Annotated in this window: 15 protein-coding genes; 7 read left to right on the top strand and 8 right to left on the bottom strand. The window is 67.9% G+C overall.

The genetic code is table 11. From position 1 onward, the window contains the following. Positions 1–279: 279 nt before the first annotated feature. From ISP14_RS09720 to ISP14_RS09710, 3 genes are all read right to left on the bottom strand, one after another. Positions 280–1,260 (bottom strand): DUF2806 domain-containing protein, encoded by a 981-nt coding sequence (locus ISP14_RS09720; protein WP_404538798.1) that lies wholly within the window; start codon positions 1,258–1,260, stop codon positions 280–282. 114 nt (positions 1,261–1,374) lie between these two features. Next, positions 1,375–5,001: a methylmalonyl-CoA mutase family protein gene (locus ISP14_RS09715; protein ID WP_404538795.1), complete on the bottom strand. Its 3,627-nt coding sequence runs from the start codon at positions 4,999–5,001 to the stop codon at positions 1,375–1,377. A gap of 205 nt (positions 5,002–5,206) precedes the next feature. Then, positions 5,207–5,353 (bottom strand): hypothetical protein, encoded by a 147-nt coding sequence (locus ISP14_RS09710; protein WP_404538793.1) that lies wholly within the window; start codon positions 5,351–5,353, stop codon positions 5,207–5,209. Between ISP14_RS09710 and ISP14_RS09705 the strand changes: the two genes are divergently transcribed. Next, a complete protein-coding gene (locus tag ISP14_RS09705; RefSeq protein ID WP_404538790.1) occupies positions 5,340–6,185 on the top strand; it encodes an energy transducer TonB in 846 nt (281 codons plus the stop codon). The two genes, ISP14_RS09710 and ISP14_RS09705, sit on opposite strands and share 14 nt — an antisense overlap. A gap of 40 nt (positions 6,186–6,225) precedes the next feature. Here the strand turns inward: ISP14_RS09705 and ISP14_RS09700 are convergent, their stop codons facing one another. The 3 genes from ISP14_RS09700 to ISP14_RS09690 all read right to left on the bottom strand — a co-directional run bounded on the left by ISP14_RS09700 (position 6,226) and on the right by ISP14_RS09690 (position 8,719). Continuing rightward, complete coding sequence (locus ISP14_RS09700) at positions 6,226–6,375, bottom strand: ChaB family protein (RefSeq protein ID WP_404538787.1); 150 nt, start codon at positions 6,373–6,375, stop codon at positions 6,226–6,228. A 160-nt stretch (positions 6,376–6,535) separates the two neighbouring features. Next, positions 6,536–7,597, bottom strand: a complete 1,062-nt coding sequence (locus ISP14_RS09695; protein ID WP_404538785.1) for a hypothetical protein — start codon at positions 7,595–7,597, stop codon at positions 6,536–6,538. Positions 7,598–7,747: 150 nt separating this feature from the next. After that, complete coding sequence (locus ISP14_RS09690; protein ID WP_404538782.1) at positions 7,748–8,719, bottom strand: transporter; 972 nt, start codon at positions 8,717–8,719, stop codon at positions 7,748–7,750. Positions 8,720–8,828: 109 nt separating this feature from the next. Between ISP14_RS09690 and pdxR the strand changes: the two genes are divergently transcribed. Then, complete coding sequence (gene pdxR, locus ISP14_RS09685) at positions 8,829–10,301, top strand: MocR-like pyridoxine biosynthesis transcription factor PdxR (protein WP_404538779.1); 1,473 nt, start codon at positions 8,829–8,831, stop codon at positions 10,299–10,301. On the opposite strand, the gene ISP14_RS09680 is transcribed toward pdxR, so the two are convergent. Together ISP14_RS09680 and ISP14_RS09675 are read right to left on the bottom strand one after the other, a co-directional pair. Beyond that, complete coding sequence (locus ISP14_RS09680) at positions 10,302–11,219, bottom strand: alpha/beta hydrolase (protein ID WP_404538776.1); 918 nt, start codon at positions 11,217–11,219, stop codon at positions 10,302–10,304. Positions 11,220–11,243: 24 nt separating this feature from the next. Continuing rightward, positions 11,244–11,846 (bottom strand): TetR/AcrR family transcriptional regulator, encoded by a 603-nt coding sequence (locus ISP14_RS09675; RefSeq protein ID WP_404538773.1) that lies wholly within the window; start codon positions 11,844–11,846, stop codon positions 11,244–11,246. A gap of 204 nt (positions 11,847–12,050) precedes the next feature. Between ISP14_RS09675 and ISP14_RS09670 the strand changes: the two genes are divergently transcribed. From ISP14_RS09670 to recD, 5 genes are all read left to right on the top strand, one after another. Then, a complete protein-coding gene (locus tag ISP14_RS09670; protein ID WP_404538771.1) occupies positions 12,051–12,395 on the top strand; it encodes a hypothetical protein in 345 nt (114 codons plus the stop codon). 135 nt (positions 12,396–12,530) lie between these two features. After that, positions 12,531–12,896, top strand: a complete 366-nt coding sequence (locus ISP14_RS09665; RefSeq protein ID WP_404538768.1) for a hypothetical protein — start codon at positions 12,531–12,533, stop codon at positions 12,894–12,896. 147 nt (positions 12,897–13,043) lie between these two features. After that, positions 13,044–16,580 carry an exodeoxyribonuclease V subunit gamma gene (recC, locus tag ISP14_RS09660; protein WP_404538765.1) on the top strand — a complete coding sequence of 1,179 codons (3,537 nt, stop codon included), beginning with the start codon at positions 13,044–13,046 and terminating at the stop codon, positions 16,578–16,580. Then, positions 16,577–20,230, top strand: coding sequence for an exodeoxyribonuclease V subunit beta (gene recB / locus ISP14_RS09655; RefSeq protein ID WP_404538763.1), 3,654 nt, complete (start codon positions 16,577–16,579; stop codon positions 20,228–20,230). Before recC ends, recB begins: the two co-directional genes overlap by 4 nt. Next, a complete protein-coding gene (gene recD / locus ISP14_RS09650; RefSeq protein ID WP_404538760.1) occupies positions 20,220–22,190 on the top strand; it encodes an exodeoxyribonuclease V subunit alpha in 1,971 nt (656 codons plus the stop codon). Before recB ends, recD begins: the two co-directional genes overlap by 11 nt. Positions 22,191–22,192 lie beyond the last annotated feature (2 nt).

Genomic DNA, 22,192 nt, shown 5'->3' with positions numbered 1-22,192 from the left:
AGGTCCGACGAAACGGGGCCAAGTTCACTTCCAAAAGCCAGATGAGTGAACCTGACCCCGTTCTGGACCCTATCTTTAGCAACAGCACGCACGGAGCCGGGACGATTTTCGCGCCATGGTCGAGGCCAAAACCCGCCGCTTCGTCGGCATCCGCCCCACCCGCCGGCCACCGCGCCCAGCTAACCCGCAGTAAGTAAGTGAACCTGCCCCCGCTAGCCTCCAAGCCCCAACCGCTGTCAGAAATTGTCTCTGACACCTTTTTCCCGAGCATTAACCCCGCTACGCCCCACTAGCGTCGTCCGACCCCTTATGCGACCACGCCGCATATGCCCCCGTTTCGAGGATTGATGAAGTATCAGGCGCCTGATGAGTGGCTGACGGAATGGTTACTGTGACATCTTTACTGACAGAATGCATGATGCCCGCCGACTCAAACTGCGCAGATAGGTAATCGAAAAAGCCCGGCACCTCAGCAACCTCAATTAGGGTAGATAGTTCGCTTCCCATCCTCGTAAACATGGCCTTACCTGTCTGAAATGAATCTCCCGACTTCTTCAGCGCAATGTTTAGCTGCCTTCCGGCGTAGGTAAATGAGAAATATTTGGGCAGGCCCGTAAGCGTGAAACCTGTAAGTGTTTCGAACTTGATAAGGCCCAGCGATTCCAAATGCGAAAGCGCAGGAAAGTTGATTCCGCTCGCGTTGTAGACTGCCGCATCGGGGTTAAATACAAGAAGCTGGCTCGACCCGAAGTTAGCCGAGAACTGACACAGAGTTGAAAACATCAACGCATCAGACTTATCAAGATCCGACAGCAGGTTTATCGTCCTTTTAGAGAACTTGCCTGGAGCATTCGCTTCATCAGCGAGAATTTTCGACCAAATACTCTGCATCTCCTCGTCAGACACGATCCGCGCCTTCTCAAAGAAGTTCGCCATCCAGTCATCATTGATCTTCGAGGGCTCGGCATCTTCGTGGAGATGATTGATCGCTTCAGCAGTGATTTTCTCGATGTTTTCTTGGCGCCTGACTTCCTCTGCAACAAATCGTTGAACCGCACGTTGTTGAATTTCGCTAACTTGCTGCGCGGCCAACGCAGCAATGACCTCAGCTTTAGCATTGGCCTTTGCTTCGCGAACTATTCCAACTGGCCTGTACAGGCCACCGATTCCCTCTGCAACCTTCTCGATGAGCTTTACCCCAACCTTCGAAACAGCTTTGCCATCAATTTTGACAATAGCGCCTGAGGGGTCAGCGGTCATGGGTTCCTCCCAGCGACATCGAGTCGGAATTGCGTTGCGGGTAGCTGACAGACATTCATCAAGTGTCTCTTCAGGATAGCCCCCCGCGCAGCCAAGCGAGAGGGGGTTATCGCGTTACATGTTTCGCCGGTACTCCCCACCAACGTCATACAACGCATGGCTGATCTGCCCCAGCGAATGCGTCTTCACCGCCTCCATCAATGCATTGAACACATTCTTGCGGTCCCGCGCCGTGTCCTGTAGATAGGCCAACCCATGCTTGTCATGCACCTGCGCCACCGGTGCATCCGTGGAATCCGTCCCATGCGCATGTGACGTCTCGCCCGCCGGCGCCAGCGCATTACGCGCCTTCTGGAACGCCTGCACATTGGCGATCTGCTGCCCCTTCTCCTCCTCCGTCGAGCGGATCAGCTCGATCTCAGTGGCGATCTCGCCACCGTGGTCCTTGGGCAGGAAGGTGTTGACGCCGATCAGCGGCAGGCTGCCGTCGTGCTTCTTGTGCTCGTAGTACAGGCTCTCTTCCTGGATCTTGCCGCGCTGGTACATGGTGTCCATGGCGCCGAGCACGCCGCCGCGCTCGCTGATGGCTTCGAACTCCTTGTACACGGCCTCTTCCACCAGGTCGGTGAGTTCCTCGACCACGTAGCTGCCCTGCCAGGGGTTTTCGTTGAAGTTGAGGCCCAGCTCTTTGTTGATGATCATCTGGATGGCCACGGCGCGGCGCACGCTTTCTTCGGTGGGCGTGGTGATGGCTTCGTCGTAGGCGTTGGTGTGCAGGCTGTTGCAGTTGTCGAACAGCGCGTACAAGGCCTGCAGCGTGGTGCGGATGTCGTTGAACTGGATTTCCTGCGCGTGCAGGGAGCGGCCGCTGGTCTGGATGTGGTACTTCATCATCTGGCTGCGCGCGCTGGCGCCGTAGCGCTCGCGCATGGCGCGGGCCCAGATGCGGCGGGCGACGCGGCCGATCACGGTGTACTCCGGGTCCATGCCGTTGGAGAAGAAGAACGACAGGTTGGGCGCGAAGTCGTCGATCTTCATGCCGCGCGCGAGGTAGTACTCCACGATGGTGAAGCCGTTGCTCAGGGTGAAGGCGAGCTGGCTGATCGGGTTCGCGCCGGCCTCGGCGATGTGGTAGCCGGAGATGGAGACGGAGTAGAAGTTGCGGACCTTGTGCTCCACGAAGTACTGCTGGATATCGCCCATCATGCGCAGGGCGAACTCGGTAGAGAAGATGCAGGTGTTCTGCGCCTGGTCCTCCTTGAGGATGTCGGCCTGCACGGTGCCGCGCACGCTGCTGAGCGTCTCGGCCTTGATGCGGGCATAGGTCTCGCCGTCCACCAGCTGGTTGCCGGTGACGCCGAGCAGACCGAGGCCGAGGCCTTCGTTGCCCTTGGGCAGCTCGCCGGAATACTGCGGGCGGCCATTCGGGTACATCGCGGCGATCTGCTTTTCCGCCGCGGCCCAGCGCACGGGATCTTCCTTGAGGTGCTTCTCCACGTTCTGATCGATCGCGGTGTTCATGAACATCGCGAGGATGATCGGCGCGGGGCCGTTGATGGTCATCGACACCGAGCTGGTGGGCGCGCTGAGGTCGAAGCCGGAGTACAGCTTCTTCATGTCGTCCAGCGTGGCGATGTTGACGCCGGAGTTGCCGATCTTGCCGTAGATGTCGGGGCGCGGCGCCGGGTCTTCGCCGTACAGCGTGACCGAGTCGAACGCGGTGGAGAGGCGCGTGGCCGCGCCGCCCTGGCTGAGGTAGTGGAAGCGGCGGTTGGTGCGCTCGGGCGTGCCCTCGCCCGCGAACATGCGGGTGGGGTCTTCACCGCTGCGGCGGTACGGGTACACGCCGCCGGTGTAGGGGTAGTGGCCGGGCAGGTTTTCCTTGCCGAGGAACAGCAGCTGGTCGCCCCAGCTTGCGGTCTTCGGCGGCGCGACTTTCGGGATCTTCTGGTGGCTCAGGGATTCGCGGTAGTTCTCGACGCGGATGGTCTTGTCGCGCACCTTGTATTCGTTGACGTCCTTGGTCACCGACTCGCGCAGCTTGGGCCAGTCGCGCAGCAGGTGGATGGACTCGTGGGTGAGTTCCTTGAGCGCGGCGTTGTAGCGCTGGCGGAGCAGCAGCAAGGTGCGGTCCACTGCTCCCCTCTCCCCTTGGGAGAGGGGCTGGGGGTGAGGGTTCGGGGCTTGCGTGGCGTTTGAGGCAAGGGCCGTACCCTCACCCTCGGCCCCTCTCCCGGAGGGAGAGGGATGCAAATCTTCGCTGTGGTACAGCTCTAGCGGCTTCGGCAGCTTGTCGTCACCCAGTTCCTTCAGCGACTCGTAGTAGTGCTGCGCCTTGCTGGCGGCCTCGGCCTGGTGCGCGACGGAGGCGTTGATGCCACGCCCCTGTTCGGCGATCTCGGCGAGGTAGCGCACGCGGCTGCCGGGGATCAGCACGGTGGCGCGCGGCTCCTTCAGCGTGGTGTCGATCTGCGGCGTCCACTTGTCCGCGGGCAGGTGCAGCTTGTCGCGCATCAGCCGGCACAGGTTGGCGAACATCCAGGTGACGCCGGGGTCGTTGAACTGGCTGGCGATGGAGGGGTACACCGGCACGTCTTCGTCCTTGACGGCGAAGGCGGTGCGGTTGCGCTTCCACTGCTTGCGCACATCGCGCAGGGCGTCTTCCGCGCCGCGCTTGTCGAACTTGTTGAGCACCACCAACTCGGCGAAGTCGATCATGTCGATCTTCTCCAGCTGGCTGGCCGCGCCGTAGTCGCTGGTCATCACGTAGACCGGGAAGTCGACGAGGTCGACGATCTCCGAATCGCTCTGGCCGATGCCGGCGGTTTCCACGATCACCAGGTCGTAGGGCTGCGCCTTGAGGAAGTCGATGCAGTCGTGCAGCACTTCGTTGGTGGCGGCGTGCTGGCGGCGCGTGGCCATGGAGCGCATGTAGACGCGGTGGCTGCGCAGCGCGTTCATGCGGATGCGGTCGCCCAGCAGTGCGCCGCCGGAGCGACGGCGGGTGGGGTCGATAGCGAGCACGGCGATGCGCATCTGCGGGAAGGCGTGCAGGAAGCGCAGCAGCAGCTCGTCCACCACGGACGACTTGCCCGCGCCGCCGGTGCCGGTGAGGCCCAGCACGGGCGTGGCCTTGCCGGCCAGCTTCCACTGCTTGCGCAGGTGGTCGAGGTCGGTGGCGGAGAGCTTGCCCTCCTCGATGGCGCTGAGCATGTGGCCGATGGAGATCTCGTCGTCCACGTCCACCTCGGACGCGGCGGTGTCGGGCGCGCGTTGCGCGGCGGCGTTGCCGGCACGCTGCATCACGTCCTCGATCATCTCGGTGAGACCGAGCTTCATGCCGTCGTTGGGGTGGTAGATGCGCTCCACGCCGTAGGCCTGCAGCTCGCGGATCTCCTCCGGCGTGATGGTGCCGCCGCCGCCGCCGAACACGCGGATGTGCGCGGCGCCCTTCTCCTTCAGCATGTCCACCATGTACTTGAAGTACTCGACGTGGCCGCCCTGGTAGGACGACAGCGCGATGGCGTCGGCATCCTCCTGCAGCGCGGCGCGCACCACGTCCTCCACCGAGCGGTTGTGACCCAGGTGGATCACCTCGGCGCCCTGGCTCTGGATGATGCGGCGCATGATGTTGATCGCCGCGTCGTGGCCGTCGAACAGGCTGGCCGCGGTGACGAAGCGCAGCGGGGTGGTCTCGGCCTGGGGGGCGCCGGCGGGGACGTGCTTGGCGGGGGAACTCATGGCGACTCCGACTTCGTGTGCTTGAACCGGACAATTCTAGTGGGGATCGGCGTCAAGGGCTTGTTGCAGTGCGCGTACCGGAACGTATGGATTCGAAGGTTCCAGCGGAATCCGGGCCGCCGGGACCGGCTTACGCGGGTCGCGGTTTGCCTACATACTGCGCGCCAGCTGCGCGGCGCCGTCCGGCATCCGCCAGGGGGACAAATCACCAAAGGGTGGAGGCAGGTACCGTGCCCGGCTCGGCGGTGTCGAACGTGGTGCGAACCGCGCACTGGCCCGGCTTGCCGGCATCGGCCGCGCGGAGTTGATCGACTTCAACGCAGTTCAGGGGAAATCGTATGAAGAAGGCCATGCTCGGGGCACTCCTCGCGGTAACGACCATCACCGCCCAGGCCGCTACGCGCCAGGACGCCGAGTCTTCCGCCGTCGTCAACGGCACCATCGTGCTGGCCAAGGACGGTACGGTGCAGACCGCCGTCATCGACGACGCGGCCAAGTACGGCCAACCCATCGCGGATATGGTGCGCAACGCGGCGCTGCAGTGGCACTTCCAGCCCGTGCTGCAGGACGGCCAGCCCGTGGTCGCCAAGGCCAGCATGCACGCCCGCGTGGTGCTGAAGCAGAAGCCCGACGGCAACTACACCGCACGCATCAAGGGCGTCACGTTCGGTGACTACAACCCGAACGACACCAGTACGTTGAGCGAGACCACGGACGACCAGAAGATAGTCCCCAAATACCCTGGGGTAGCGGTCGTGGCTCATGCGCAAGGAACGGTGTACCTATCGTTGCGCGTGGACCGCAGTGGCCACGTCACCGATGCCGTTGCCGAACAGGTCAATCTTGAAAATATCGGCCCGGACAGCCTGCTCACGCAGTACCGAAAGATCCTTGCCGATGCATCGCTCAAGGCAATACGTCAATGGACTTTCAAGGTTCCCACCACGGGCAGGCTGGCCAAGCGAGACAGCTGGGTGGCCCGTGTCCCGATCATTTTCAACCTCCTGCCACACGGCAGAACCGCTCCCGACAAGGTCGTGTGGCGAACCTACGTTCCCGGACCGTACACGCCGGCACCGTGGGTCGACAAACCCAACATGAATGCGGCCGATGCCCTCGCCGACGGCGGCCTGCAGACGGATGACGCAGGGCCGACCCTGCTCGCTCCGTCCAATCACGGTTGACTTGCCGCAGCGCCCGCCCAAACAGGTGGCCGCTGCTGGCCTATTTCGCGTCGTCGCCTTTGGCGCAGCCCTGCTTTACCGCCGACCAGGCGACCTTGCGCACCGTTTCCTCGCGTGACTCACCGCCGCGCTGCTTGTGTTCATCGGCGTATTCCTCCCAGGCGTGGTTGAACGTGATCACCGAGATCACCGGGCGTAGGCTTTCCTTTCCAGCACCCGCTTCATGGCCGCGGCACCCAGCTCCACGTTCTGGCCGATGAGGTCCGCCAATTCGTCCGGCAGGACATCGGTGATCCAGACCAATCGAAGCCATGACGCCTCCCGTCAGGTTGTCAGTGTTTTCGCCGGGATCATCCGCCCAGCGTGTCGACGGAAGTCCAGGTGGGCACCCAGGTCTTGCCGCCATCTGCCGAAACGGCCCAATCCTGCTGGCAGGATTTCGCGCTGATGCCCGACCAGACGTTGCGGGTCAGCACGGTCTTGCCTTCGACCTCGTCCGAGCCGATGAAGGTTCCCACGCCATCCTTGAATTCACCCACCATCGGTTGGTAGAGCGTCCCGGTCTTGCCGTTGGCGAAGTAGACCCGCCACTGCTGTGTCTTGCGGTCGTACAGGCGCAGCGCCAGATACTCGAGGCGGCCGCCAGGCCCGTCGACTTCGAGCTGTCCGATGTTGGCCCAGTCATCCCAGAGGCGATACACCGCATGCGTGCCGCTCAACTTGCTCCACACATCGGGCGCGGACAGCGGGTTCGACACCTCGCGTATCCGGGTGTCCCAGCGCCCCATGTTGAAGTCGAAGCCGTGCTCCGGTCCGCTGCCTTGCGTGAGGTGCACCTCGTAGTCGGGGGCCTTGCTCACCCGCGTGAGTTGCGCCACGAAGTTGGTGACCCAGGTCTTGCCGCTGTCGGTCGAAGTGGCGATCTCGTAGTGGTAGGAGTTCGGCGTGACGTTCGACCAGATGTCGCGCTGCAGAACCTTCTTGCCGGCGGACTCGGTCCAGGCGTGGAACACGCCGACCCCGTTCTTGAACTCCCCGTACGAAGGCTCCTGCAAGGTGCCGTTGCTGCTGCCTGCGAACTGTTCGCTCCACTGCCCGGACGCCGGGTTGTACAGGAACAGCGTCACGCCCTGGAAGTGGCCGCCGGCGCCGGAGGCTTCGATCTTCTCCACGTTGGCCCGCCCGTTCCACAAGGGCTGATCGATCACCGTGCCGGTGAATTTGACCCAGGCGCCGACGCCCGACGCGGTGACGTCCCGACTCATGATCTGGGTTCGCCAGGTGCCGAAGTGGAAATCGAAAGCATGCTGCTGATCGTCGGCCTGCGCCGCGCCCGCGACCGACGGCGACTGCCACCCGGTCATCGCGACCATGGCCAGCAGGCAGGTGCGGAAAATCATCTTCGTATGCATGGCGAACACTCTCTCCAGGTTGGGGTGTGTACCGTTGCGAGGCACGGTCCCTGCGCCACCACTGGAACTCCAACTGGCCGGCCTGGCCGCGTTGCTGTCCGCACCCGTGCTCGCTGGGCGGGAATGGTCCTCAAGCCGGACCAGCACCCATCAATGCACGTAGTTAATCGCGATGGCCGGCGTCAGCGAACGCGTCGTGTTGTGCCCGCCCACGATCACGCGGGCGCCGAGCAGCACACCGATGTTCGGCGTCCAGCTGTACTCGACCGCGGGCGCGTAGCCGTAAGCGTCGCTGGAGCCGGCTTGCAGATGCACCGGCATAGGCAAGGCATTGACCGGGTCCGTGCTGCCGTCGACGCGGCTGGCCGCGCCGTGGCTGCGGAACAGGTCCAGCGCCAACACCCAGCGGCGGGTAAGGCTGTATTCGAACGAGGTGCCGATATAGAACGCGTCGCCCGGCCGGGCGGTGCCACGGAAACCGGGCGCGGTGCCGTAGACACTGGCGCCGGTCACATCAGCGTCGCCACTGAAGGTACGGGTGAGGTTGACCCGCACGCGCAGCAGGCGGCCGTTCGGCAGCCAGAAATAGCTCTGCGCATTGAGGCCCAGAATGGTGGCCCACGCACCGCCGCCCATGCCGTCGCTGGCGCGCGCCAGGTGGTCGTAGCGGCCGGTGGGCACGGTTTCCTGCAGTTGCAGGGAGAGCGTGGGCAGCCAGCTGCCTTCGTGAAAGCGGGTGAGCCGGTACTGCGCCTGCAGGATCTGGTCGCCGAGACCGATGCCCGAGCTGTTCGGCCCGTTGCTGACGCGGTTGTAGCCGATGATCGGGATCAGGCCCACGGTGAGCCGGTCGGTGAGTCCGTACAGCACGTAGGCGCGCGAGCCGAACGCGTCCGTGCCCTTCGAAGCGACGTCGTAGACGTAGGGTTCGACCAGTATGTGCCCCGGCGGCAGCGTCTCGGCGGAATTGGCCAGCATCGGGCCGGTCCACCAGGCGTCGTCCAGCGACTGGCGCGGCGGGCCGGCATCCTGGGCCGCGGCCGTGCCCGCGCCCAGCAGCAGGGCAAGCAGTGCCGCAAGGCGGCATGCCGTCCGTCGTAGCTTTCCCGCCCTTCCCCGCATGACCACCGACACCTCCACCGTTCGCCTGTAGCGGGCAGACTAGGCGAGCAAGTGGCTCGAACAAATAGCCACATCGCACTAGCATGACATGACCACTAGGGAGATCGTCATGAAGCGCGTGCCTACCGGCCTGGTGCCATCGATCGTGCTGGAGGGCGGCGGCCCCATCTACCAGCAGCTGGCCGACTGGTTCCGTCGCGCCATCGCCGAGGGCCGGCTGCAGCCGGGCCAGCGCGTACCCTCCACCCGCGCGCTGGCCAGCGAGCTCGGTGTCTCGCGCTTGCCGGTGCTGGGCGCCTACGAGCAATTGCATGCCGAGGGTTACCTGGAGAGCTTCACCGGTGCCGGCACCTGCGTGGCCGCGGCGATCCCGCATGAGGCGGCGGCCGTGCCGCCACGCCGGCCGCCGCGCACGCCGGCCGCGTCCTCGACGCCGGTTCCGCGCCGAACCGCCGCGCGGGTGGCGGCGATGGCCGGGCCACCGCAGACCTGGCTGGAAAGCCAGGGAGCGTTCCGCGTCGGTGTGCCCGCGCTCGACCAGTTCCCGCATGGGGTGTGGTCGCGGCTGCTGAGCCGGCATGCACGCCATGTCGGCATCGACGCGCTGGTCTACGGCAACACCTCGGGCCACGCGCCGCTGCGCGAGGCGATCGCCGAATACCTGGCGACCGTGCGCGCGGTGCACGCCGATGCCGAGCAGGTGATGATCACCAGCGGCGCGCAGCACGGCCTGCAGATCAGCGCGCACGCCCTGCTCGACCCGGGCGACCGCGCCTGGGTGGAAGAACCCGGCTACTCCGGCGCGCAGCAGGCGCTGGCCGCGGTGGATGCCGAGCCCGTGCTGGTGCCGGTGGACGCCGAGGGGCTGGATGTGGCCGCAGGCATCCGCCTTGCGCCGACGGCGCGGCTGGCCTATGTCACGCCGTCGCACCAGTTTCCGCTGGGCGCCACGATGAGCGCGGCGCGGCGCATCGAGCTGCTGCAATGGGCGGCGCGCACCGGCAGCTGGATCGTCGAAGACGACTACGACAGCGAATACCGCTACGGCAGCAAGCCGATCGCTGCGCTGCAGGGGCTGGATGCCGACGCACGGGTGATCTACGTGGGCACCTTCAGCAAGGTGCTGTTCCCGGCGCTGCGGCTGGGCTACCTGGTGGTGCCGAAGGACCTGCTGCCGGCCTTCCGCGCTGCGCGCGACGCGCTGGACACCTGCTCGCCGATGCTGCCGCAGCGGGCCTTGCACGACTTCATCCGCGAAGGCCACTTCGCGCGGCACATCCGGCGCATGCGTGTGCTGTACGCGGCGCGGCGCGCGGCGCTGCAGGCGGCGATCCGTCGCCACCTGCCCGATACGCTGCAGGTGGTGGGCGCCGAGGCAGGCATGCAACTGACCGCCCTGCTGCCGCCGGACGTGGACGATGTGGCGCTGTCGCGGCGGGCGGCGCAGGTCGGTGTGTCGGTGCGGCCGCTGTCGCCCTGTTATCGCGGCGAAGCGACACTCAGCGGCGTGATCCTCGGCTACGGCAGCGTGGACGAGCACACCATCGAAGAAGGCGTGCGCCGGCTGCGAAGCTGCCTCTGATCAGGCCACGCCGAACGGCAGGTTGGTCGTGCCGATCACACGCTCGCCCACGGCCTCGCCGCGTACGAAGGCCAGCGACGCGGCGATCACCGCGGGTGCGTCCAGTACACGGCGATGGCCCAGCCCCTGCGTGGTGAGCAGGCGCGCGCCGGGCCAGTAGCGCGCGTAGCGTTCGCCCTCGCTCCACGGCACGTCGGCGTCGTCGAGGTCGTGCACGATCAATGCAGGCTGGCCCAGCGCCGGCAGGCGACGATGCACTTCCAGTTGTTCCACGCTGATACCGGTGCGGCGCAGCAGCCAGTCGTAGAAGGCCTGACGCAAGTGCTCACCAAGATGCACGAGGCGGAAGTAGCGGTTAGCCGCGTCGACCATGTCGGCGGCGGGTGCGACCAGCACCAGGCGCTGCGCATGCCAGTCTTCGTCCTGCGCCAGCGCCAGCGCGGCGCCGCCCAGCGAGTGCCCCACCGCCAACGCAGCCGCGCCGTAGTGGCGACCGACGGCGCGCAAGGTGGCGGTGAATTCCGGCAACGTGCACAGCTTGCCGCTGCTGCGGCCGTGGCCGGGCTGGTCGAACGTCACCACCGCGTAGCCCAGCGCGCGCAGACCATCCACCCACGACTGAAAGCGCAGGCCGAAACTGGACCAGCCGTGCGCCAGCAGCGCATACGGCTGCGTGGCGGGATCGCCCCACACGTAGGTAGCGATGGTTTCGCCGCCGATATGCAGCTCGCCGCGCCGCATGGCCGCATCCTCCGGCACTGCCAGCGCGCGGCGGCGGCTGCTGGCGAACGGCGTGGCGAACAAGCGCGCGGCGCGGTCGGCCGTATGCCTCGGTGCCAGCCAACCGCCCATCGCGAAGCCGGCGCGCAGCGCACCGAGGCGAAGACGGGTCGAAACGGAAGCGGCATGGGGGGACATGGGGGAGCTCCTCGTGCGGGAGAGTCAGGGTTGCCAGCTGCGCCACAGGCGCTCGAAGGCGGCCGCGGTGTGGCGCTGGGCCTCGTCGTAACCGAACAGGCCGCCGTCGTGATGCAGGCCGAGCAGCAGCGCGTAGATCTCGAAGGCGAGTTGGGCGGTGTCGGTGTCGGCGTGCAGGTGGCCCTCGGCTACCGCCTGCGCGATCGCCTTCTGCAACTCGACCCGCCAGCCGGCTTGCTGTGCCACCACGGCGTCGTGCAGCGCGCCGTCGCGGCCGTCGTATTCGCTGGCGGCGGAGAGCAGCACGCAACCGCTCTGGTTCTTGCGCGCCCAGGCGAACCAGTTCGCCACGATCGCGCGCAGGCGCGGCAGACCGCGCGGCTGTTTCAGCGCAGGCAGCAGCACGTTGGCCATGAAGCGCCGCGCGCCCAGGTCGAGCACCGCCAGCTGCAGCTCTTCGCGCGAGCCGAAGTGCGCAAACACGCCGCTCTTGGACATGCCCACGTCGGTCGCCAGCGCGCCGATGGACAAGCCTTCCAGCCCGTCGTTGCGCGCCAGCGCATAGGCGTGATCGAGGATGGTGTCGCGCGTGGCGGCGCGCTTGCCGGGGGCGGATGCGATTTCCATGGGCGGGAAAAATAGCACGACCGTTCGTTCTTTTACAATCCCCTGTCGCGTGCACTTCCAAGCGGGCTTTTCAGGGCAGGCGCACACGCGACGATGCGAGTCCCACCCGCGCCTGAATGCACCGCTGTGCCGGCGTCAACACGCACCGCCAGGCGGCGTTCTCCGTCTTGTCTGCCGCCTTTCCCGGCACTCATGGAGAGCACGATGAGCCGCAAATCTTCCGCCCTGATCCTGTCCGCCGCGCTGGCGCTGGCCGGTGTCGGCCTCGCCGCCACGACCGCAGTGCAAGCCGCGCCCCAGGTGTCAGTTGGCGTGGGTGTCAACATCGGCGTAGCACCGCCGGCGCCGCGTTTCGAGCGCGTGCCGCCGCCGCGCGCCGGTTACATGTGGGCACCCGGCTACTGGGTGTGGAGCCCGCGCATGCGCCGCCACGTCTGGGTGGATGGCCGCTGGATGCGCGCGCGTCCTGGCTATCGCTACATGCCCGCGCGCTGGTACCAGGGACCGCGCGGCCATTGGCACTTCAACAATGGCTACTGGACCCGCTGAACACGCAACAACCTGCGACGGAAACGGCGATACCGCGCCGCTTTCCGTTGCATCGGCCGCCTCTAGACTGCCGACCGTCTTCACGGCGCGGCAACGCCGTCCAGCCACGCTCCATCACAACAAACGAGGGAATCCATGTCGTCACGTCTTGCAGGTCTGTTGATTGCAGCCACGGTCATCGCGACCACCGCGGGTTGCGTGGTGGAGCCGCCGCCGCGTCCGCATCCGCGCCCCGTGGTCTACGCGCCGCCCCCGCCGCCGCCCGAGGTGGTGGAAGTGATTGCGCCGCAGCCGCCGCCGCCGGCCGTCGTGGAAGTGGTGCAGGAGTCGCGTCCGGGCTACGTGTGGGCGCGCGGTTACTGGCACTGGAACGGCCGACGCTACGTGTCGGTGGCCGGCCATTGGGAGCCGGTCCGTCCCGGTTATCACTACGTGCATCCGCACTGGGAGCAGCGCGGCGACGGCTGGCACTTCCATGTCGGCGTGTGGGTGAACGGCTGAGAGGGTATGAGCTTCGCCTGATCGCGGGAATCGAACGGCGGCGATCCACCACCGCACCCGCTTGAGGAAACGGCCCGGACACTCCGGGCCGTTTCCATTTTTGCGGCCATCGCAGACGGCGAGACCAAAGGACGGCAAAATCGGCGGATGCCAGCCCCCTCGCCCCTCACGGAAGACATCCAGCCCGGCCTGATGGTCGTGCATGGCAACCATCTCGAGGATCTACGCGACCTGCTGATCGCCTGGCTGGCGCGTACGCCGCTGGCCCCGCTGGAAGACGAGCTGATGCTGGTGCAGAGCAACGGCATCGCGCAGTGGCTGAAACTGGCGCTGGCGCGCCCGCGCGAGGCCGGCGGCATGGGCATCAGTGCAGCGGTGGAGATGCAGCTGCCCGGCCGCTTCCTGTGGCAGGCCTATCGCGCCGTGCTGGGGCGCGACGCGGTGCCCGCCGATTCGCCGTTCGACAAATCGCGGCTCACCTGGCGGCTGATGCGCCTGCTGCCCGCGCAGCTCGACGACGAGGCCTTCGCGCCGCTGCGCCACTTCCTCGGCACCGAACCCGCCGATCTGCTGAAGGCGGATCCGGTCAAGCCCGACGCCATCAAACTTTTCCAGCTCGCCCGGCAGATCGCCGACCTGTTCGACCAGTACCAGGTCTACCGCGCCGACTGGCTGGACGACTGGGAACACGGCCGCGACGTGCTGCGCGACGACTTGCGCGCGAACCGCGAACCGCTGCCCGCGGCGCAACGCTGGCAGGCCCGGCTGTGGCGCGCGTTGCTGCACGACGTGGGTGCCGCGCAGCGCGACAGCCATCGCGCCGCGGTCCACCGCACCTTCCTCGACCGCGTCGCCACGCTGGAACGGCGCCCTGCCACGCTGGCCCGGCGCATCGTGGTGTTCGGCATTTCTTCGCTGCCGCAGCAGACGCTGGAGGCGCTGACCGCGCTGGGCCGCGTCTGCCAGGTGCTGCTGCTGGTCGCCAACCCGTGCCGGCACTACTGGGCCGACATCATCGAGGACCGCGAACTGCTCAAGGCGGCGCAACGCCGTCATGCCGGCAAGCCCGGCCTGCCGGCCGAGCCGCGCTACGAGGAATTGCACCTGCACGCCAACCCGCTGCTGGCCGCGTGGGGCAAGCAGGGCCGCGACTACATCCGCCTGCTCGACAGTTTCGACCGTCCCGATGCCTACCGCCCGCGCTTCGCCGCGCTGGGCCGCGACATCGACCTGTTCGCCGATCCCGGCCGCGACAGCCTGCTGCACCAGGTGCAGCAAGCCATCCTCGATCTCGAACCGCTGCCCGCCGATCCGGCGCAACGCCAGCCGCTGGAACCCGGCGACGACTCGCTGCGCTTCCACATCGCGCACAACCCGCAGCGCGAGGTGGAGATCCTGCACGATGAACTGCTGGCGCTGTTCGAGCAGGCCGCACGCGATGGCAGGCCGCTGGCCCCGCGCGATGTGATGGTGATGGTGCCGGACATCCGCAGCTATGCGCCGCATATCCAGGCGGTGTTCGGCCGCGTGCCGCTCGACGATCCGCGCTATCTGCCATGCAGCATCGCCGATCGTCCCGCGCGCGGCGCGGCGCCGCTGCTGGTCGCGCTGGAACAGCTGCTGCGCCTGCCCGAATCGCGCTTCGCCGCCGGCGACATCCTCGACCTGCTCGACGCCCCCGCGCTGCGCCGCCGCTACAAGCTGGACGAAGCCGGCCTGCCGGTGCTGCGCCGCTGGATCGAAGGCGCCGGCATCCGCTGGGGTCTCTCCGGCATGCAGAAGGAAATGCTTGGCCTGCCGCCCGAGGAGCAGAACACCTGGCGTTTCGGCCTGCGCCGCATGTTGCTGGGCTACGCCGTGGGCGATGGCGCGTCGCTGGATGGCATCGCGCCGTATGCCGAGGTGGGCGGCCTCGACGCCGCCCTGGTCGGCCCGCTCGCCGCCTTGCTCGAACGACTGGAGCATTACTGGCGCCTGCTCGCCGCGCCAGCCACGCCGGCGCAATGGGCCGCGCGCCTGCGCAGCCTGCTCGCGGCGATGTTCGACGCCGGCCGTGACGACGACGATGCACTGGCGCTGCAGCGCCTCGACGACGCATTGGCTGCCTGGGAACAGGCCTGCACGGAGGCCGGGTTCGACCAGCCGCTGCCGCTCGCCGTGGTGCGCGAGCACTGGCTCGCCGCGATCGACGAGAGCCGCCTGTCGCAGCGCTTCCTCGGCGGCGCGGTGAGTTTCGGCACCTTGCTGCCGATGCGCGCGATCCCGTTCCGCGTGGTCTGCCTGCTCGGCATGAATGACGGCGACTACCCGCGCCGCCACAGCGCACCCGACTTCGATCTGATGGCAAACCAGGGGCAGCAGCGCCCCGGCGACCGCTCGCGCCGCGAAGACGATCGCTATCTGTTCCTCGAGGCCTTGCTCTCTGCCCGCGACACCATGTACGTGAGCTGGGTGGGCCGTAGCGCGCGCGACAACGGCGAGCTGCCGCCTTCGGTGCTGGTAGGCCAGCTGCGCGACTACCTCGCTGCCGGCTGGCGTCGCGCGAGCGATGATGCGAACGATGCCGACGGCGCGAAAAACCTGCTCGCTGCGCTCACCACCGCGTACCCGCTGCAAGCCTTCAGCCAGCGCTACTTCGACGCTGGCGACGACGCGCATCTGTTCACCTATGCCAGCGAATGGCAGCGCGCCCGCCACGCCGCGCCCGCCTCCGACACCGCGCCGCTCGCAGCATGGCACGCCGAAACCGCACTCAGCCTCGGCCAGCTGCAGCGCTTTCTGAAGGCACCGGCGCGAACCTTCTATGCCGAACGCCTCGGCGTGCGTTTCGACGCGCTCGACGACGCCGACGAAGAACACGAACCCTTCCTGCTCGGCGGCCTGGAACGCTACGGCGCCACCGATGCCCTGCTGCGCACCGCCATCGTCTCCGGCGTCGACGCGCTCGCGCCCGCCGCGCAGCACCTGCGCGAACAAGGCGCGCTGCCGCCCGGCAGCTTCGGCGCGCTGGCGCTGGAGCCTGTCGAGCAGGCCGCGCGCGACGCCGGCAACGCCTGGCATGCGTTGGCGGCACGCTGGCCGCAAGCCGCCGGCATCCGCGAGCTGCAACACGAAGCCCATGGCTTGCGGGTCGAGGACTGGCTGGGCGACCTGCGCCACGACGGCGCGGGCGGCCACGTGCGCCTGCTCGCCACCGCAAGCCGCTTGCAGGACGACAAGACCCTGCGTCACGACAAGCTGCTCGATACCTGGGTCGCGCATCTGCTCGCCAATGCCAACGCACTGCGGCTTTCCAGCTGGATCGCCGCCCCCGATGCGGTGCTGATGCTGCCGCCGCTCGAACCGGCCGAGGCCAGCAGGCAGATTGACGAACTGCTCGCCGCCTTCCACACCGGCATGCAATCGCCGCTGCCGATCGCGCGCAAGACCGCGTTCGCATGGCTGCAGATCGAGGCGGCCAATCGCACGGCCACGCCCGACAAGGCGAAGGATCCCGCCGACGCGGCGCGCCAGTGCTACGACCATCGCGACGGCAGGTACGGCCAGGGCGAGGTGGATGAGGACGCCTGCCTCGCCCGCGACTGGCCGGATTTCGCGCGCCTGCGCGCTGCCGGCTTCGAGCGCTGGCTGCACCTGTATGCGCCGCTGGCCGCCGCCGTGCAGCGCGAAGGAGACGCCGCATGAGCGCCGCCGCACCACTCGACCCGCTGCGCCTGCCACTGGCCGGCATCCAGCTCATCGAGGCCAGCGCCGGCACCGGCAAGACCTGGACCATCGCCGCGCTGTATCTGCGCCTGGTGCTCGGCCATGGTCGCACCGCGCCGTTGTTGCCCGCGCAGATCCTGGTGATGACCTTCACCAAGGCTGCCACCGCCGAGTTGAGCGAGCGCATCCGCAGCCGCCTCACGGAAGCCGCCGGTGCGTTCCGCGGCCAACGCGAAGCCGACGACTTCTTGCGCGCATTGATCGCCGAATACCCTGGCGAGGAGGCGCGCGCGACCGCCGCGCGCCAGCTGGAACTGGCCGCGCAATGGATGGACGAGGCTGCGGTGTTCACCATCCATGGGTGGTGCCAGCGCATGCTCACCCAGCATGCCTTCGACAGCGGCGAGGCCGCCAGCGAGGGCGGCATCGCCGACGAGAACGCCTTGCTGGCCGAAGCCGTGCGCGACTACTGGCGCCGTTTCTATTTTCCGTTGCAGCGCGACGCCGCCAGGCTGGTCGGGCCGTACTGGAAGACGCCGGACGACCTGCAATACGCGGTCAGGCCGTTGTTGGCGCAGCCGCCCGACACGCTGCGGCTGGCGGGCCGGCCCATCCCGGCCATCGCGGATCCTGCTGGCCTGTTGGATGCCGAAGCCGAAGCGCTGCACAGCGCCGAACGCGCGGCGCGCGAATCATGGCGCGCCGATGTCGGAACCATCGAAGAGACCGTGGCGGCGGCCGTGCAAACCAAGGTCTTCAACGGCAACAAGGTCAGGGCGAAGGATCTCCCGCGCCATCTCGCCGCCATGCGCGCCTGGGCGGAAGGCGGCGAGGCCGGGCGCGAAACGCTGGAACGTTTCGGCCAGCGGCGCCTGGACGATGCGGTCAATGCCGGCAAGACAGCGCCCGCACATCCCGCCTTCCACGCCATCGACCAGTGGCTTGCCGCCAAGGCACGGGCCGATGCGCTGCAACCGTGGCTGCTCGCCCACGCGGCGCCGTGGATCGCCCATCGCCTCGACGAGGCCCGCCGCCAGCGCGACCAGCTCGGCTACGACGACATGCTGAAGCGCCTCGACGCCGCCTTGCACGGCGCCAACGGCGACGCGCTGTCGCGCACCATTGCCATGCAATATCCGGTGGCGCTGGTCGACGAGTTCCAGGACACCGATCCGCTGCAATGGCGCAGCCTGCAGCGCATCTACGGCGAACGCGAACGCGACCGCACCGCACTGCTGCTGATCGGCGATCCCAAGCAGGCGATCTACGGTTTCCGCGGTGCGGACATCCACACCTACCTGCGCGCCCGCGCCGCCGCGGCCAGTCCGCACTGGACGCTGGGTACCAACCATCGCTCCACCGAGGCGCTGGTGCAGGCGGTGAACCGCGTGTTCGAATTCGCGGGCACCCAGCCACAGGGCGCCTTCGGTTTCGGCGCGAAACTTCCCTTCATCCCGGTGCAAGCCAAGGGCCGCAAGGAAACCCTGAAGTTCGACGGCAAGCCGGTACCCGCCATGCAGATGGCCGTCCATACGTCCATCGAACCCCTTGCTGCCGGCGAGTGGCGAGCGCGCATGTCCGAACACGCGGCGGCACAGCTGGTGGCCTGGCTGGCCGCTGCACAGGCCGACCGCTGCGGCTTCGCCGGCGACGACGGCGGACTGGCGCCGCTGCAACCCGGCGACATCGCGATCCTCGTGCGCGACAAGACCGACGCCGCCGCGATGCGGACCGCGTTGCGCCGGCGCGGCCTTGCCCACGTCTATCTCTCCGACAACCAGTCGGTCTACGCCAGCGACGAGGCCGGCGACCTGCTGTGCTGGCTGCATGCCTGCGCCCAGCCCGGCGCGGACCGCGCGCTGCGGACCGCGCTGGCCACGCCCAGCATGCATCGCAGCCTCGCCGAACTGGATCGGCTCGACCGCGACGAAGGCTATCGCGAGGCCTGCGACGAACACTTCCGCCAGCTGCACCTGCTGTGGCAGCGCCACGGCGTGTTGGCCATGCTGCACGAGCTGCTGCATCGCTTTGGCCTGCCTGCGCGCCTGCTCGCGCGCGACGGCGGCGAGCGCGTGCTCACCAACCTGCTGCACCTGGCCGAGCTGTTGCAGCAGGCCGCCACCGGGCTCGACGGCGAGCATGCGCTGATCCGCTTCCTCGCCGCGCAGATCGCCAATCCCGGCAGCGGCGAAGCCGCCGAAGCGCAGCTGGTGCGGCTGGAAAGCGAAGCCGCCCTGATCAAAGTGGTGACCGTCCACAAGTCCAAGGGCCTGGAATACCCCGTGGTACTGCTGCCCTTCGCCTGCGGTTTTCGCGAGGAGAAGGACAGGAACGCGATCCGCACTCGCGACGGCGAGGACAGTGCGCAACTCGACCTCGCCCCCGACGCCGGCGCCCTGGCTGCCGCCGACCGCGAACGCCTGCAGGAAGAACTGCGCCTGCTCTACGTGGCGCTCACCCGTGCCCGCCATGCCTGTTGGCTGGGCGTGGCCTGCCTCAGGGATGGGCAGAAGAAGGACTCCGGCCTGCACAAGTCCGCGTTCGGCTACGTGCTCGCGGGCGGCACACCCATCGCGCCCACGGAGCTGCTGCCGCGCGTGCGGGCGCTTGCCGGCACACCCGCTTCCATCGACGTCGTCGCGCTGGACGAAGCCGCCGACGAGCACCGCTATCAGGCCATCGCGACCACCGATGCCACCCGTCCCGCGCGCAGCTGCACGCTGCCGCCGCACCAGCCCTGGTGGATCGCCAGCTACAGCGCACTGGCCCGTCACGACGATGCCACCTTGCCGCGCTCCGCCCCCGAAACCGCCGGGCAGGCCACGCTCGCCGAAGCCGTCGCCGCCAGCGATGCGGAGGCCGCCAACGCACCGGTACACGGCATCCACGCTTTCCCGCGCGGCGCCCATGCCGGCACCTTCCTGCATGACTTGCTGGAAAGCTGCGCGGACGAAGGTTTCGCCCGCGCCGCCGCGCCTTCCGCCACGCTGCGCGACACCATTGCGCGGCGCTGCCAGGCGCGCGATTGGCACGACTGGATCACGCCGCTGACACGGTGGCTGCCCGAACTGCTGCGCATGCCGCTGGCCTTGCCCGACGGCGGCGCGATGCCCTTGATCGCGCTGGCCGACCCGATCCGCTATCGCGCCGAGCTGGAATTCTGGTTCGAGGCGAACCACGTCGACACCCAGGTGCTGGATCGCCTCGTCACCGCACATACACTGGATGGCGCGACACGCCCCGCGCTGCCACCCCAGGCCGTGAACGGCCAGCTCAAGGGTTTCATCGACCTGGTGTTCGAGCACGAAGGCCGCTGGTACGTGGCCGACTACAAGTCCAACTGGCTGGGCCGCGATGCCAACGCCTACACCACGGAAGCGATGCGCGACTCGGTGCTGCAAAGCCGCTACGACCTGCAATACGCGATCTACACCCTGGCCTTGCATCGCCAGCTCAAGGCACGCCTGCCCGGCTACGACTATGAGCGGCACATGGGCGGTGTGCTCTATCTGTACCTGCGCGGCGTGGACAGCGACGGCCACGGCGTGCACCGCGAACGGCTGCCATTCGCACTGATCGACGCGCTGGACAAGCTGTTCGCCACCGGAGGCATCGCGCATGCGGCATGACGCCTTGTACGCCTTGCTCGACCGCGCGCTGGAACAGCAACGCCTGCGCCCGCTGGACGTGGCTTTTGCGCGCTTCCTCGCCGAACGCGACGCGCAGATCGCGCCAGCGCTGCCGTGGCTGGCTGCCGTGCTCAGCCGGCAACTCGCCGACGGCCATCTCTGCCTTGACCTGGCGCTGCTGCCCGCGCTGGCGCAGGAACAGGACTGGCCCGCCGACTGGCGCGCGCTAGGTGATGCGTTGCGCGACGGCGACACCTTGCATCTGCCCGCCTCGCCGCTGCTCGCCATGAACCATGAAGGCGAGCCGGAGGATGCGCCGCTGGTGCTCGACGGCACGCGGCTGTACTTGCGCCGCTACTGGAACCACGAGCGCAGCGTGGCGCAAGGCATCCTCGCCCGCGTAGCGCAGCAAGAACCGCCGTCGGAACACCTGGCCGGCGAACTCGCGCGCCTGTTTCCCGCTGCGTCGGCCGATGCGCCCGACTGGCCGCGCATTGCCTGCGCGCTGGCCGCGCGCGGCCCGTTCAGCGTGATTACCGGCGGCCCCGGAACCGGCAAGACCACTACCGTGGTGCGCCTGCTTGGCCTGCTGCAGACGCTGCAGCTGCAGGAGCACGCGCAACCGCTGCGCATCCGCCTCGCCGCCCCCACCGGCAAGGCCGCGGCGCGGCTCAACGCCTCGATCAGCGGTCAGCTCGCCCGGCTAGACGTGGATGCTGCGGTGCGCGCGGCGATTCCCGCCGAGGTCGTCACTCTGCACCGCCTACTTGGCGCGCGGCCGGACACGCGCCGCTTCCGTCACGACCGCCGCAACCCGCTGCACCTGGACGTGCTGGTGATCGACGAAGCCTCGATGATCGACCTGGAGATGATGGCCGCCGTGCTCGACGCGCTGCCGGCGTCGGCGCGCCTGATCCTGCTCGGCGACAAGGACCAGCTCTCGTCGGTGGAAGCAGGCGCCGTGCTCGGCGATCTCTGCCGCCGCGCCGAAGCCGGCCACTACGACGCCGCCACCGCCCGGTGGCTCGAAGCCGTCACTGGCGACGACATCGGCCACTTCGTGCAAGGCGATGCGCAGGCGCTGGACCAGCGCATCGCGATGCTGCGCGTCAGCCACCGCTTTGGCGCGGCCAGCGGCATCGGCCGACTGGCGCGCGCGGTGAACGCGGGCGACACCCCCGGCACACTCGCACTGCTGCACGCGCCGTCGCGCGATCTCGCCTGGCTGCCTTCGGCCGACGCCGATGCGTTGGCCGCGCTGGCGATCGAGGGCAGTGTCGCGCCGCATGATGACGATGGCCCGCGCGGCCTGCGCCATTACCTCGCATGGCTGCGCACCCATCGCCCCGCCGCCGACGCCGGCGAGGCAGCGCATGCGGATTGGGCGCGCGGCACACTGGAGGCGTTCAACCGCTTCCAGCTGCTGTGTGCGCTGCGCCGCGGCCCGCATGGCGTGGAAGGCCTGAACCGCCGGCTCGCCGCGGCGCTGCACGCGCGCGGATACATCGACAGTGAGCACGGCTGGTACGAAGGCCGCCCGGTGCTGCTGACCCGCAACGACTACGGCCTGGGCCTGATGAACGGCGACATCGGCCTGTGCCTGCGCCTGCCCACCGACGACGGCAGCGGCGGCACACGACTGGCGGTGGCCTTCCTCGCCACTGCCATGGAGCATGGCAGTGGCACGCGGCTGCGTTTCGTCGCGCCTTCGCGATTGAGCGACGTGGAAACCGCCTACGCGCTCACCGTGCACAAGTCGCAGGGCTCGGAGTTCGAGCACACCGCCTTGCTGCTGCCGCCAGAACCGAACGCCGTGCTGACGCGCGAGCTGCTCTACACCGGCATCACCCGCGCACGCCGCTGGTTCAGCCTGGTCGGCGACGCGGCGATCGTCGAACAGACGATCGCCCAGCGCACCCGGCGGCACTCGGGGCTGGCCGCGCGGCTGCAAGGTGATTGAGC

This window comes from Dyella agri (assembly GCF_044904705.1).
GTDB lineage: Bacteria > Pseudomonadota > Gammaproteobacteria > Xanthomonadales > Rhodanobacteraceae > Rhodanobacter_A > Rhodanobacter_A agri.
The sequence above is the reverse complement of the archived record's forward strand: the minus strand, read 5'-3'. Positions and strand labels throughout refer to the sequence as shown.

What these genes read in the sequence shown, in the direction of transcription:
- recC (WP_404538765.1), top strand. Translation starts at nt 13,044, where the DNA reads ATGCCAGCCCCCTCGCCCCTCACGGAAGACATCCAGCCCGGCCTGATG.
- ISP14_RS09715 (WP_404538795.1), bottom strand. Translation starts at nt 5,001, where the DNA reads ATGAGTTCCCCCGCCAAGCACGTCCCCGCCGGCGCCCCCCAGGCCGAG.
- ISP14_RS09675 (WP_404538773.1), bottom strand. Translation starts at nt 11,846, where the DNA reads ATGGAAATCGCATCCGCCCCCGGCAAGCGCGCCGCCACGCGCGACACC.
- recD (WP_404538760.1), top strand. Translation starts at nt 20,220, where the DNA reads ATGCGGCATGACGCCTTGTACGCCTTGCTCGACCGCGCGCTGGAACAG.
- recB (WP_404538763.1), top strand. Translation starts at nt 16,577, where the DNA reads ATGAGCGCCGCCGCACCACTCGACCCGCTGCGCCTGCCACTGGCCGGC.
- ISP14_RS09680 (WP_404538776.1), bottom strand. Translation starts at nt 11,219, where the DNA reads ATGTCCCCCCATGCCGCTTCCGTTTCGACCCGTCTTCGCCTCGGTGCG.
- ISP14_RS09690 (WP_404538782.1), bottom strand. Translation starts at nt 8,719, where the DNA reads ATGCGGGGAAGGGCGGGAAAGCTACGACGGACGGCATGCCGCCTTGCG.
- ISP14_RS09705 (WP_404538790.1), top strand. Translation starts at nt 5,340, where the DNA reads ATGAAGAAGGCCATGCTCGGGGCACTCCTCGCGGTAACGACCATCACC.
- ISP14_RS09695 (WP_404538785.1), bottom strand. Translation starts at nt 7,597, where the DNA reads ATGCATACGAAGATGATTTTCCGCACCTGCCTGCTGGCCATGGTCGCG.
- ISP14_RS09710 (WP_404538793.1), bottom strand. Translation starts at nt 5,353, where the DNA reads ATGGCCTTCTTCATACGATTTCCCCTGAACTGCGTTGAAGTCGATCAA.
- ISP14_RS09670 (WP_404538771.1), top strand. Translation starts at nt 12,051, where the DNA reads ATGAGCCGCAAATCTTCCGCCCTGATCCTGTCCGCCGCGCTGGCGCTG.
- ISP14_RS09665 (WP_404538768.1), top strand. Translation starts at nt 12,531, where the DNA reads ATGTCGTCACGTCTTGCAGGTCTGTTGATTGCAGCCACGGTCATCGCG.
- pdxR (WP_404538779.1), top strand. Translation starts at nt 8,829, where the DNA reads ATGAAGCGCGTGCCTACCGGCCTGGTGCCATCGATCGTGCTGGAGGGC.
- ISP14_RS09720 (WP_404538798.1), bottom strand. Translation starts at nt 1,260, where the DNA reads ATGACCGCTGACCCCTCAGGCGCTATTGTCAAAATTGATGGCAAAGCT.